Below are 12,941 nucleotides of genomic sequence, written 5' to 3'. Positions count from 1 at the left end.
GGAGCGGGCTTGCCCGCGATGGCGTCAGCCCTGACAACACAAAAACAATGCCCACCAGAGGCAGCACCTCCATCACCGTGAGGCCAATACCGTGATCAAGACCCTGAACCACCTCCCGCATCCCTATGAGAATGCGGCCGCCCTCGCCGGTCATTTCACCGACCTGGCGCCGCCACTCAACGATCGCCAGGCGCATCTGGAAGCCTCGCGTTGCCTGTATTGCTACGACGCGCCGTGCGTGAACGCCTGCCCGAGCGAAATCGATATTCCGTCGTTCATCCGCAACATCCATCAGGAAAACGTTCAGGGCGCGGCGCAAAAAATCCTCTCGGCGAACATCCTCGGTGGCAGTTGCGCCCGGGTATGCCCCACCGAAATCCTCTGTCAGCAAGCCTGCGTGCGCAACAACGACCATGAATGCGCTCCAGTGCTGATCGGCCTGCTGCAACGCTACGCGGTCGACAACGCGCACTTCAGCGAACATCCCTTCCAGCGCGCTGCCGCCACCGGCAAACGCATTGCCGTGGTCGGTGCCGGCCCGGCCGGTTTGTCCTGCGCCCACCGCAGCGCGATGCATGGCCATGACGTGGTGATCTTCGAAGCCCGGGAAAAGGCCGGTGGCCTCAACGAGTACGGAATCGCCAAGTACAAACTGGTGGACGATTATGCACAGAAGGAGCTGGATTTTCTGTTGCAGATCGGCGGAATCGAGATTCGCCACGGGCAAAAACTCGGCGATAACCTGACCTTGAGCGAACTGCATCAGCAATTCGATGCAGTGTTTCTCGGCCTTGGCCTGAACGCCAGCAAACAACTTGGCCTGCCCCACGAAGAGGCGCCCGGTCTGCTCGCTGCCACCGATTACATTCGTGAACTGCGCCAGGCCGATGACCTGACTCAACTGCCGCTGGCGGATCATTGCATCGTCCTCGGCGCCGGCAACACCGCCATCGACATGGCCGTGCAAATGGCGCGTCTGGGCGCTCACGATGTGAACCTGGTGTACCGCCGTGGCGTTGAAGACATGGGCGCTACCGGTCACGAACAGGACATCGCCAAAGCCAATCAGGTGCGCTTGCTGACGTGGGCCCAACCGGAAGAAGTGTTGCTCGATGATCAAGGCAACGTGCGCGGCATGCGCTTCGCCCGCACCCATTTGGTAGACGGTCGCCTGCACACCACCGGACAAACCTTCGAACTGGCCGCCGACGCCATCTTCAAAGCCATCGGCCAGGCCTTTGACGGCAGCGCCCTGGCCGACCCGCTGGCCCGCGAACTCAAGCGTCAGGGTGAGCGCATCGAAGTGGACGAACACCTGCGCACCAGCATCCCCAGCGTGTATGCCGGTGGCGACTGCACCAGCCTCGATCAGGACCTCACCGTGCAAGCCGTGCAGCACGGCAAGCGTGCCGCCGAGGCGATCAACGCTCAACTCAAGCTCAATGTGGAGGCTGCGTAAATGGCCGATCTCTCGATTGTCTTTGCCGGCATCAAAGCCCCCAATCCGTTCTGGCTGGCCTCCGCGCCACCCACCGACAAGGCCTACAACGTGGTCCGCGCCTTCGAAGCTGGCTGGGGTGGCGTGGTCTGGAAGACCCTGGGTGAAGACCCGGCGGCGGTCAACGTATCGTCGCGCTATTCGGCGCACTTCGGCGCCAACCGTGAGGTGGTGGGTTTCAACAACATTGAGTTGATCACCGACCGTTCGCTGGAGATCAACCTGCGGGAAATCACCCAAGTCAAAAAGGACTGGCCCGACCGCGCGCTGATCGTGTCGCTGATGGTGCCCTGTGTCGAAGAGTCCTGGAAACACATTCTGCCGCTGGTGGAGGCCACCGGCGCCGATGGCATCGAACTGAATTTCGGTTGCCCCCACGGTATGCCGGAACGTGGCATGGGTGCGGCGGTCGGCCAGGTGCCGGAGTACGTCGAACAGGTCACTCGCTGGTGCAAGACGTATTGCTCACTGCCGGTGATCGTCAAGCTCACGCCAAACATTACCGACATCCGCGTCGCCGCCCGCGCGGCCCATCGCGGTGGCGCAGATGCGGTGTCGCTGATCAATACGATCAACTCGATTACCAGTGTCAATCTGGAGCGCATGGTCGCCAACCCGATCGTGGGCAGCCAGAGCACTCATGGCGGTTACTGCGGCTCGGCGGTGAAGCCGATTGCGCTGAACATGGTCGCCGAAATCGCCCGCGATCCGCAGACTCAAGGCCTGCCGATCTCCGGCATTGGCGGCATTGGCAGTTGGCGCGACGCGGCGGAATTCATTGCGCTGGGCAGTGGCTCGGTGCAGGTGTGCACGGCGGCGATGCTGCACGGTTTCCGGATTGTCGAGGAGATGAAGGACGGCTTGTCACGCTGGATGGACAGTCAGGGTTACACCAGTGTTTCGCAATTTACGGGGCGTGCGGTGGGCAATACCACGGACTGGAAGTACCTCGATATCAATTATCAGGTGATCGCGAAAATCGATCAGGAGGCGTGTATCGGTTGCGGGCGCTGCCACATCGCGTGCGAGGACACGTCGCATCAGGCGATCGCCAGCCTGAAGCAGGCAGACGGGACGCATCAATATGCCGTGATCGATGAGGAGTGTGTGGGCTGCAATTTGTGCCAGATCACCTGCCCGGTACAGGACTGCATCGAGATGGTGGCGATGGACACGGGCAAGCCGTTTCTGGATTGGAATCATGATCCGAGGAATCCGTACCATGTCTCACCTTGAAGCAGGCGGTGGTTGAACTGACGCCATCGCGGGCAAGCCCGGCTCCCACAGGATCAGTGGTGTTCACAAATATTGTGTTCGACACCGCCCCTGTGGGAGCCGGGCTTGCCCGCGATGAGGCCAGCAGCCTCACAGAAAATCTCAAGGCTCCAGCCCGATCCCGCGCAAAATTACACTGGTCACCGTCTGCACCGCCCGCTCGAATTGCATGTCCGATAACGGCTGATGGTCATTGAGAATGTTCACCTGATGATCAAAGTCCGCGTAATGCTGGGTCGAAGCCCAGATCATGTACAGCAGGCTCGAAGGCTCCACCGGCAAGATGCGTTTATCGTCCACCCACTGGCGAATTTTCGCTTCTTTCATCTTGGCCCAGTCGTAGAGGCTGGCGTCCAGGGCCTCACCCAATGTCGGTGCGCCGTGGATGATTTCGTTGGCCCACACTTTCGAACCGTAAGGCCGGCTGCGCGAGTGGTTCATCTTGGCGCGGATGTAGCTGCTGAGCACCACGCGGGGATCGTCGAACATCTCGAAGCACAGCGCATCCTGTTTCCAGACTTCCAGCAGGTCGAACAGCACTGCGCTGTACAGTTCGGTCTTGGTGCTGAAGTAGTAATGCAGGTTGGATCGCGGCAATTGCACCTGCGCGGCGATATCAGCCATGGCAGTGCCGCCAAAACCTTTTTCGGCGAAGACCTTTTCCGCCCCCAGCAGAATTTTCTCTACATTACTGCGACGAATCCCGATCTTGTGATTGCCCATATGGGCTCCCCGACACCTGCGTTGTCCAAGACTAGCATCCGCTCTACGTCGCGGCGACAGGCTAAAACGAAACTCTGTACACCAGGCTTTCGACGGCTAAACTGACGCCACTTCAAACCTGCCTCCGAACTTGACTCCGAACTTGACTCATAGGAATTCACGATGCTCAAGAAAGCCCTGGTCACCACCGCCCTGCTCTCCTCGCTGCTTGGTGCTTCGTCGGTGTTTGCCCATGCTCATCTGAAAAGCCAGACCCCGGCGGCCGACAGCACCGTGAGCACGCCATCGGAGCTGCGCCTGGAGTTTTCCGAAGGTGTCGAGGCGAGCTTCACCAAGGTCATGCTCAGCAAGGACGGTGCCGCCGTGCCCGTGAAGAGCCTCACCAGCGAAGGCAGCGACAAGAAGACCCTGATCGTCACGCCTGCCGAACCGCTGACGGCGGGCACCTATAAAGTCGAATGGCACGCGGTCTCGGTCGACACCCACAAAAGCGAAGGCGCCTACGCCTTCAAGGTCGGCCAGTAATTCATGATCAGCGCGATGGTGCTGTGTCGCTTTGTGCATTTCACCGTGGTGCTGATGCTGTTCGGGACGTGGGTGTTCAGGCCACTGCTGCTCAATGGCAGCGCTGAACACCTTGATCGACGGCTGACGATGACAACTCGCTGGCTGGCAGCAGTGGCGTTGGTCATCGGCGTTGCCTGGTTGCTGCTGAGTACCGCAAGCATGGCCGGTGCCTGGGAAGCGGCGGTTGATCCGTCGACCCTGCACCTGGTGCTGGGCAATACGTTTTTCGGTCAAGTCTGGCGCTGGCATTTGCTGCTCAACGCTTTGTTGGTAGCGCTGCTGATGTCGCCGTGGCGGGCGCACACCCCTCTGCAAATCGGCCTCGCCAGCCTGTTGCTGGCAACCCTCGCCCCGGTCGGTCACGGAGGCATGCTGGACGGCCTCAACGGCCAATTGCTGATCCTCAACCAAGTCGTGCACCTGAGCTGCGTGGGCGCCTGGCTCGGCGGGTTGTTGCTGTTGGTGATGATCTTGCGCCAACCGGCAGCACAGCCCATCAAAGCGATTCTGCTGCGCTTCAGTGGTGTCGGTTACGCCTTGGTGGCGGGGTTGCTGATCACCGGATTGATCAATGTTCGAGTCCTTACCGGCGTCATTTGGCCCACACCCCTGTTCACCGGTTTCGCGTTGATTCTGTTGATCAAGGTGGTGCTGATTGCCGTAATGCTGGGCCTGGCACTGTTCAATCGCCTGCGCATAGACGATTGCGAGCAGCGCCTGGCAACCCTGAAAACCAGCGTAATCCTCGAATGGCTGCTGGGGATTGGCGCTGTCGCCACCGTCTCCCTCTTGGGCACCCTGCCCCCCATGATTTCCAGCTGACCCCCTCCCAGCGGTTTCGTTGACATCCGCGACGACCGGCCATGTCATCGTACAACTTCTAATTGACAACCCGTCGAAGCCTCGCAAATAATCGCCGCCAATGTTGTACGACGACGTATAACAAAAAATAAAAACAACAAGCTGCAATGGAGCGTCACAGTGAGCAAGCTCGTCCGCAATTCGTCCGCACGCACCCCACGTCCATCCTTCAGTCGCCGTCATACCCTGGGCCTCATTGGTTGCAGCGGACTGGCCTTCGCCTTGCCGATGACCAGCCATGCCGAAGGTTTTGCCGATGACGCCAAGGCAACGCTCAATTTGCGCAACGCCTACTTCAACCGCAACTACACCAACCCGGCGTACCCGCAGGGCAAGGCTGAAGAGTGGACGCAAAACTTTATTCTCGACACCAAGTCCGGGTTCACACAGGGCCCGGTGGGTTTTGGCGTCGATGCGCTGGGCCTGTTGTCGATCAAGCTCGATGGCGGCAAAGGCACGGGCGGCACCCAATTGCTGCCGATTGGCAGCGACGGCCGCCCAGTTGATGACTTTGGTCGTCTGGCGGTGGCCGGGAAGATGAAAGTGAGTAAAACCGAAGTGAAGGTCGGCGAGTGGATGCCGGTGCTGCCGATCCTGCGTTCGGACGACGGTCGTTCGCTGCCGCAAACCTTCCGCGGTGGCCAGTTGACGTCCACCGAGATCAGCGGCCTGACGCTGTACGGCGGCCAGTTCCAGCAAAACAGCCCGCGTAACGATGCGAGCATGGAAGACATGTTCATGAACGGCAAATCGGCGGCGATCACCTCGGACCGCTTCAACTTCGGTGGCGGTGAATACGCGTTCAACGACAAGCGCACCCAGGTCGGCGTCTGGTACGCGGAACTCAGCGATATCTACCAGCAACAGTATTTCAACCTGAGCCACAGCCAGCCAATCGGCGACTGGACCCTCGGCGCCAACCTGGGCTATTTCATCGGCAAAGAAAACGGCAGCGCCCTGGCCGGCGACCTCGACAACAAAACCGCATTCGCCTTGCTCTCTGCCAAATACGGCGGCAACACCTTCTACGTCGGACTGCAAAAACTGACCGGTGACGATCAATGGATGCGCGTCAACGGCACCAGCGGCGGCACTCTGGCGAACGACAGCTACAACTCCAGCTACGACAACGCCAGGGAAAAATCCTGGCAAGTGCGCCACGACTACAACTTCGTCGCCCTGGGCGTTCCCGGCCTGACGATGATGAACCGCTACATCAGCGGCGATAACGTGCACACCGGAAAGATCACCGACGGTGAAGAATGGGGTCGCGAATCGGAACTGGCCTACACCGTGCAAAGCGGCCCGCTGAAAAACCTCAACATCAAGTGGCGCAACGCTTCCATCCGCAAGAGCTTCAGCACCAACGAATTTGATGAAAACCGTATCTTCATCAACTACCCGATTTCGTTGTTGTAACACCGACGTTTTCAGTAATTACCCCACCCCTGTGGGAGCCGAGCTTGCTCTCGATGGCTATCTTTCAGTCAGCAAATGAGTTGACTGAACTACCGCAATCGCGAGCAAGCTTGAACTGGCCTAATAATTTCGGACACCTCTTAAGGGCGATATGATTTCGCCAACTTGGAGGCTCCATGAACGAAAGAAAGGTCTATACGCGCGAGTTCAAGCTTCATGCTGCCAGCATGGTGCTTGATGATAACTGCCCGGTTTCAGATGTTTGTGCATCGCTGGATATCGGGCCCACCGCTTTACGGCGCTGGGTCGATCAGGTTCGTAAGGAACGTGAAGGGCAGCCAGTGCTGGGATAATGCGCCGACAGAACGCTTTTTCGGCACGCTCAAGTCAGAGTGGGTGCCTCGTGGCGGTTACAGCCTGATCGAGGAAGCCAAAACCGATATCGTGCGCTTCTTCATGTACTACAACCGCACCAGACTCCATAGCTATAACGACTACCTGTCGCCAATAGCCATGGAGCAAAAAGCGGCATAAACACCGTAATCGGTGTCCGAGATTACTTGACCAGTTCAGCTTTGCTCCTACAGGGGTGGCTTTCCAGTCGGGAGGTTTAGCGTTTGTGCAGGAGGAAACAACCCTCCGTCCATTTCAACCAACGTCACGTTGACAACACCCGGAAAGCCTTACGATACTTCTGCACAGTCGTATGACAACCTACAACGAATCAATAACAACAATCTGATTGCCCAGGATTCCCCATGACGACCACTTCAACCGCCCGCTCCCCTTTCAATCGCCTGCTGCTGACCGGCGCCGCCGGTGGCCTGGGTAAAGTCTTGCGCGAAACCTTGCGCCCTTACGCCAATGTCATTCGCCTGTCGGACATCGCCGACATCGCCCCGGCTATTGATGACCGTGAAGAAGTCGTGCCGTGCGACCTCGCCGACAAGCAAGCGGTGCATCAACTGGTCGAAGGCGTGGACGCGATCCTGCACTTCGGTGGCGTGTCGACCGAGCACTCGTTCGAGCAGATCCTCGGCGCCAACATCTGCGGCGTATTCCACATCTATGAAGCGGCACGCCGTCATGGCGTCAAGCGAGTGATCTTCGCCAGCTCCAACCACGTCATCGGCTTCTACAAGCAGGACGAAGTCATCGACGCCCGCTCGCCTCACCGTCCGGACAGCTATTACGGTTTGTCCAAATCCTACGGCGAAGACATGGCCACCTTCTACTTCGATCGCTATGGCATCGAAACCGTCAGCGTGCGGATCGGCTCTTCGTTCCCGGAACCGCACAACCGCCGGATGATGAGCACCTGGCTGAGCTTCGGCGACCTGACCCAATTGCTCGAACAAGCCTTGTACACCCCGAATGTCGGCCACACCGTGGTCTACGGCATGTCCGACAACAAGGACATCTGGTGGGACAACCGCTACGCTGCGCACCTGGGCTATGCCCCGAACGACACTTCCGAAGTGTTCCGCGAAAAAGTCGAAACCCAGCCGATGCCAGCCGCCGATGATCCGGCCCGTGTCTACCAGGGCGGCGCCTTTTGCGCGGCTGGCCCGTTTGGTGACTGACGCCCTGCTCCCCGGTTGAACCCCACTACAAAAAACCAAGGGAATGAGGCGCCATGCAAGCCGAATTGATTGTCGATGCCCGTAACGCCGTCGGTGAATGCCCGGTGTGGGTCCACGAGGAAAACGCCCTGTACTGGGTGGATATTCCTGCCGGGAGCCTGCAACGCTGGAGTGCCGCTAGCGGCGATGTCCATACGTGGACAGCACCGGAGATGCTCGCGTGCATCACCCGCCACCGCGACGGTGGCTGGGTGGCCGGGATGGAAAGCGGTTTTTTCCATTTGCACACGCACAACGACGGCAGCCTCGACAGTCGCTTGTTGGCGCATGTCGACCATGCCCGGACCGACATGCGTTTGAATGATGGGCGCTGCGATCGCCAGGGCCGTTTCTGGGCGAGCAGCATGGTGCTGAACATGGGTGCCAACGCGGCCGATGGCGCGCTTTATCGCTACAGCGCCGGTGAACGCGGGCCACTTGCGGCGCAACTCGGCGGGTTTATCGTCCCCAACGGCCTGGGTTTCAGCCCGGATGGTCGCACGATGTACCTCTCTGACTCTCATCCTTCGGTCCAGCAGATCTGGGCCTTTGACTACGACATCGGCAGCGGCATACCGTCCAATCGGCGGCTGTTCGTCGACATGCAGCAGTTCCCCGGCCGCCCCGACGGTGCCGCTGTCGATGCCGATGGCTGCTACTGGATCTGCGGCAATGACGCCGGGCTGATTCACCGCTTTACCCCGGACGGCCGCCTGGATCGCTCGCTCGCCGTCCCGGTGAAAAAGCCTACCATGTGCGCCTTCGGTGGCAGTCGACTGGACACGCTGTTCGTGACCTCGATCCGCCCCGGTGACGACCAGGATGAGCAGTCTCTGGCCGGTGGTGTGTTTGCCCTCAATCCAGGCGTTACCGGGTTGCCCGAACCTCAGTTCAACGCATGAACCACCGCCGATCACCTGTAGCAGCTGGCGAAGCCTGCGTTCGGCTGCGCAGCAGTCGTAAGACCATATTGCACGGTGCATCAGAAAGACCGCATTCACCGGATTGACGACTGCTGCGCAGCCGAACGCAGGCTTCGCCAGCTGCTACAGGGTTAGTGTTCTCATATTTGGAACCCATTTAGATGACGCCAAAGATTCTAGAGCTCGAAGACGAATTCACCCGCCTCACCCTCGCCCCCGAGCACGGCGGCAGCATCGTCAACTGGACGGTTCACAGCACGGGGCAACCGCTGTTGCGTCACAACGATGCCCAAGCGCTGAACACCGGTTTGCCGGGCAAACTCGGCTGCTATCCCCTGGTGCCATGGTCCAACCGAATCGCCGAAGGCGGCTTCGACTGCCCCGATGGCTGGCTGGCCCTGACGCCCAACAGCCTCACCGATCCGCTGCCCATTCACGGCAGTGCCTGGCAACAACCGTGGCAGGTGGTGTCGCACGCCGTCGACGAAGTCATCCTGCAACTCGACAGCACCACGCCGTTCGCCTATCGCGCCCGCCAACGCTTCCATCTGAACAAGGGTCGATTAAGCGTCGAATTGCAGGTCACTCATTTGGCCGACCGCGCTGCCTGGCATGGGCTCGGTCTGCACCCCTACTTTCCACGCACCGCCAACACGCAGCTACAGGCCAAGGCCGAGCAAGTCTGGTTGTGCGATAGCTCGAAACTACCGACCGAGTTGATTGAGCTGCCCGCCGCCTGGGACTTTCAGCAACCGGGCGCATTACCCGCGATGCTGGTCGACAACGGTTTCTGTCACTGGGACGGCCATTGCCTGATTCGGCAACCCGACCTCGGTTATGCGCTTGAATGCCAGGCCACCGGCAGCGACTACTACCTGCTGTACTGCCCGGTCGACCTGGGGTTTTTCTGCATCGAACCGGTGAGCCACCCGGTCAACGCCCATCACCTGCCGGGCCGGCCAGGTCTGCGCTTGCTGGAACAAGGCCAGTCGGCTGAGCTCGGCTTCAGCCTGCAGTATCGTGCGCTCTGACCACGCCACTATCCGAGCATTTGACTCAGCGCCGCGCGCAGCTTGCCGGGTTTCACCGGTTTGTTCAGCAGCGGTGCGCCGAGTCTCTGCAATGAGCGTCGACACTGGTCCGTACGGTCCGCCGTGATGATCACCGCCGGAATAGCCTGGCTGAAATGCTCGCGCAAATGCCTGACCACATCGCACCCGACAATGCCGTGATCGAGGTGATAGTCCGCCAGAATAAGCTCCGGTGGTTGCCCGCGCAGGGCCGCCAGCGCGGAGGATTCGTCGGTGGCCGTGACCACCTCGCACCCCCACTGCCCAAGCAGCGCGCTCATGCTCTCGAGAATGCTCACTTCGTTGTCCAGCACCAGCAAACGTCGGCCAGGCAAGGGATTGCCCGTGCTCAACTGAGGTGTGGCCTGACTGATCGGTAGCGGCACCTCATGGGCAATCGGTACGTCGATGCTGAACAGCGAACCACGCCCTGGCAACGATTTAACCCGAACCTGATAACCCAGAATCTTGGCGATGCGTTCAACGATGGCCAGTCCTAACCCCACGCCTTTGCGGTCGGCAGCACGTCCGACGTCGAGTTGGTTGAACTCCAGGAAAATCGAATCCAGTCGGTCCGCAGCGATACCGCGCCCGGTGTCCCAGACTTCCAGGCGCAGCATGGCTCCCCGTCGGCGGGCCGCAAGCAGAACGCTACCCTCATCGGTGTAGCGGCAGGCGTTACTGAGAAAATTACGCAGGATGCGGGTCATCAGGCGCAAATCGGTGCTGATGGCGTAATCGCCCACATGCACCCGCAGATTCAGACCGGCCGCTTCGGCGACCGACTGAAACTCGGAAACCAGCGGCCCGAGCAATTCGTCCAGACGATACAGACCGATGTCTGGTTTGACCGCCGCTTGATCGAGCCGGGAAATATCCAGCAAATCAGTGAGCAGATCTTCAGCGCCTTCCAGCGCCTGATGGGTGCGCTCGACCAGTACCTGCTCGACGTCGGGCAGTTTGCGTTCACGCAACGTCGATATCAGCAAGCGCGCGGCGTTAAGTGGTTGCAGCAGGTCGTGACTGGCGGCAGCGAGGTACTTGTCCTTGCTGCGGTTGGCCGCCTCGGCGGCGTCGCGGGCATCGCGCAGGGCGCGGGCAATCTGTTTACGCTGAGTAATCTGCTGTTGCAGGTTGCGGTTGGCTTCCAACAATTCATCGGTGCGCGCGGTGACGCGTTGCTCCAGTTCGTCGTTGAGTTGCTGCAGGCGTTGCTGCGCCAGTTTTCGCTCGGTGATATCGGCGACGAAGCCTTCCACCAGTCCCTCCTGACCGGGCTTGAGCAGCAGGTTCATCAACACATCGAGGTGGCTGCCGTCCTTGCGGCGCAGACGGGTCTCATAGCCATGGAGGCTGCACTGGTGCCTGAGGATTTCGCCGATGTTTTCCAACTCCTGCGCGCCGTCGACGAACAGGTTACTGGCCAGGTCGGTCAGGGAGAACAGCACCTCCTGCGGGTCCTGATAACCAAGCATATGCGCCAGCGCGGGGTTGGCGGCCCGCATGCCTTCTTGCAGGCTGGCCTGAAAAATTCCCTGCACCGCGTTTTCGAACAGCCATTTGTAGCGATTGCGCTCGGCTTCCAGTTCGTCGAGCCGCGCGGCCAATTCCGGGTAATGACTCTTGCGCGCCGAATGGCTGCCTAACCCGAGTAGCCCCGCCAGAGCCCGTTGCTGCTCGTCAGAGGGCTTCGCCATAGACGACCTCGACATCACGCTGACTGGATTCACGCGGGTTGGTCAGGATGCACGGATCGTGCATGGCATGCTGCGACAGGAACGGAATGTCCGAGGTCCTGACGCCATGCAAACCGAGGGTTTCGTGAAAGCCGATGGCGTGCTTGAGGGCGATCAGGTGTTCGACCAGACGCCCGCAGATCTGGCGGTGATTCAGGCCTCGGCAGTCGATGCCGAAGGTCTCGGCAATCACCTTGAAGCGGTCCGGTGCCGAGTTGTAATTGAAGGCAACGACATGCTCCACCAGCACCGCATTGCACAAGCCATGGGGCAGATCGAGAAAGCCACCGAGGCTATGGGACATGGCGTGCACGGCACCGAGGATGGCGTTGGAAAACGCCAACCCCGCCTGCATGCTGCCCAGCATGATTTTCTCGCGCAGGGCGATGTCGCTCGGGTTGGCGATCATTTGCACCAGGTTGCCATTGATCAGGCGCATAGCCTCCAGCGCGTGGGGGTCGGTCAGCGGCCCGTGGCCCGTGGACACGAAGGCTTCGATGGCATGCACCAACGCGTCGATGCCAGTACAGGCCGACAGGAACGGGTCCATGCTCAGGGTGGTTTCCGGATCGATCAGCGAAACATCCGGCACTACGGCCTTGCTGACGATGGAGAACTTCATGCGCTCCTGCTGGTTGGAAATAATCACGAATTGCGAGACGTCGGCCGAGGTGCCGGCGGTGGTCGGAATCAGAATCAGCGGCGGGCTGGGTACGCGGATGGTGTCCACCCCCTCGAATTCCAGGATGCTGCGGCCATGGGCGACGACGATGCCGATGCCTTTGCCGCAGTCCATCGGGCTGCCGCCACCGACGGCGACGATCACGTCGCAGTGGTTTTCCCGGTACATCTCGGCACCGAGCATCACTTCTTCGACCCGTGGGTTGGGTGAGACATCGCTGTAAAGGCAGTATTCGATGCCCAGCGCTTGCAGGCTGGCTTCGACATCCGCGACCCAGCCGGCGGCAATCACACCGGGATCACTGACCACCAGCACCTTGCGCGCGCCAAAAGTCTTGGCGTAATTACCGACACTGTGCCGGCTACCGGCACCGAAGATGATTTCAGGCGAAACGAATTTACGCAGCTGGTTGAGACTCTGGCTCATTGGAAAGCCTGTTTTTATTGTTTTGGAAGGTAGAAACCACACTAAACCATCCAGCTGCGAATGCAATCAGACCAATGGGTAGCCCTACCTGCGGTGTACTCCCCCTGTGGGAGCGGGCTTGCCCGCGATAGCTGCCTGA

Annotated in this window: 13 protein-coding genes; 10 read left to right on the top strand and 3 right to left on the bottom strand. The window is 60.0% G+C overall.

Annotation, left to right across the window (positions count from 1 at the left end; genetic code table 11):
• Positions 1 to 91 precede the first annotated feature (91 nt).
• Positions 92 to 1,459, top strand: coding sequence for an NAD(P)-dependent oxidoreductase (locus tag BMS17_RS25230; protein ID WP_046031408.1), 1,368 nt, complete (start codon positions 92 to 94; stop codon positions 1,457 to 1,459).
• Positions 1,460 to 2,734, top strand: a complete 1,275-nt coding sequence (preA, locus tag BMS17_RS25225) for an NAD-dependent dihydropyrimidine dehydrogenase subunit PreA (protein WP_077432028.1) — start codon at positions 1,460 to 1,462, stop codon at positions 2,732 to 2,734.
• Between the two features lie 141 nt (positions 2,735 to 2,875).
• Here preA and BMS17_RS25220 read toward each other — a convergent pair whose 3' ends face one another.
• Positions 2,876 to 3,496 (bottom strand): TetR/AcrR family transcriptional regulator, encoded by a 621-nt coding sequence (locus BMS17_RS25220; protein WP_046031410.1) that lies wholly within the window; start codon positions 3,494 to 3,496, stop codon positions 2,876 to 2,878.
• Between the two features lie 162 nt (positions 3,497 to 3,658).
• Between BMS17_RS25220 and copC the strand changes: the two genes are divergently transcribed.
• The 8 genes from copC (at position 3,659) to BMS17_RS25185 (ending at position 9,919) form a co-directional block, all read left to right on the top strand.
• Positions 3,659 to 4,021 carry a copper homeostasis periplasmic binding protein CopC gene (gene copC, locus BMS17_RS25215; RefSeq protein ID WP_046031411.1) on the top strand — a complete coding sequence of 121 codons (363 nt, stop codon included), beginning with the start codon at positions 3,659 to 3,661 and terminating at the stop codon, positions 4,019 to 4,021.
• Between the two features lie 3 nt (positions 4,022 to 4,024).
• Complete coding sequence (copD, locus tag BMS17_RS25210) at positions 4,025 to 4,885, top strand: copper homeostasis membrane protein CopD (protein ID WP_077432027.1); 861 nt, start codon at positions 4,025 to 4,027, stop codon at positions 4,883 to 4,885.
• 159 nt (positions 4,886 to 5,044) lie between these two features.
• Entirely contained in the window at positions 5,045 to 6,343 is a 1,299-nt protein-coding gene (locus tag BMS17_RS25205) for an OprD family porin (RefSeq protein WP_077432026.1), read from the top strand.
• Between the two features lie 176 nt (positions 6,344 to 6,519).
• Positions 6,520 to 6,696 (top strand): transposase, encoded by a 177-nt coding sequence (locus tag BMS17_RS30440; protein ID WP_175648997.1) that lies wholly within the window; start codon positions 6,520 to 6,522, stop codon positions 6,694 to 6,696.
• Positions 6,671 to 6,877, top strand: coding sequence for an integrase core domain-containing protein (locus BMS17_RS25200; protein ID WP_175648996.1), 207 nt, complete (start codon positions 6,671 to 6,673; stop codon positions 6,875 to 6,877). Before BMS17_RS30440 ends, BMS17_RS25200 begins: the two co-directional genes overlap by 26 nt.
• A 224-nt stretch (positions 6,878 to 7,101) precedes the next feature.
• A complete protein-coding gene (locus tag BMS17_RS25195; protein WP_046031414.1) occupies positions 7,102 to 7,926 on the top strand; it encodes an NAD(P)-dependent oxidoreductase in 825 nt (274 codons plus the stop codon).
• Positions 7,927 to 7,979: 53 nt separating this feature from the next.
• Entirely contained in the window at positions 7,980 to 8,867 is an 888-nt protein-coding gene (locus BMS17_RS25190; protein ID WP_046031415.1) for an SMP-30/gluconolactonase/LRE family protein, read from the top strand.
• Positions 8,868 to 9,049: 182 nt separating this feature from the next.
• The gene (locus BMS17_RS25185) at positions 9,050 to 9,919 is read left to right on the top strand and encodes an aldose 1-epimerase (protein ID WP_077432024.1); all 870 of its coding nucleotides are present in this window, start codon (positions 9,050 to 9,052) and stop codon (positions 9,917 to 9,919) included.
• An 8-nt stretch (positions 9,920 to 9,927) separates the two neighbouring features.
• Here the strand turns inward: BMS17_RS25185 and BMS17_RS25180 are convergent, their stop codons facing one another.
• Entirely contained in the window at positions 9,928 to 11,655 is a 1,728-nt protein-coding gene (locus tag BMS17_RS25180; protein WP_046031417.1) for a NahK/ErcS family hybrid sensor histidine kinase/response regulator, read from the bottom strand.
• Positions 11,639 to 12,802: an alcohol dehydrogenase-like regulatory protein ErcA gene (gene ercA, locus BMS17_RS25175; protein ID WP_046031418.1), complete on the bottom strand. Its 1,164-nt coding sequence runs from the start codon at positions 12,800 to 12,802 to the stop codon at positions 11,639 to 11,641. Before ercA ends, BMS17_RS25180 begins: the two co-directional genes overlap by 17 nt.
• Between the last annotated feature and the right edge of the window lie 139 nt (positions 12,803 to 12,941).

This window comes from Pseudomonas sp. C9, from assembly GCF_002000165.1.
In the GTDB taxonomy this organism is placed as follows: Bacteria; Pseudomonadota; Gammaproteobacteria; order Pseudomonadales; family Pseudomonadaceae; genus Aquipseudomonas.
This window is presented reverse-complemented; position numbering and strand designations above follow the sequence as displayed.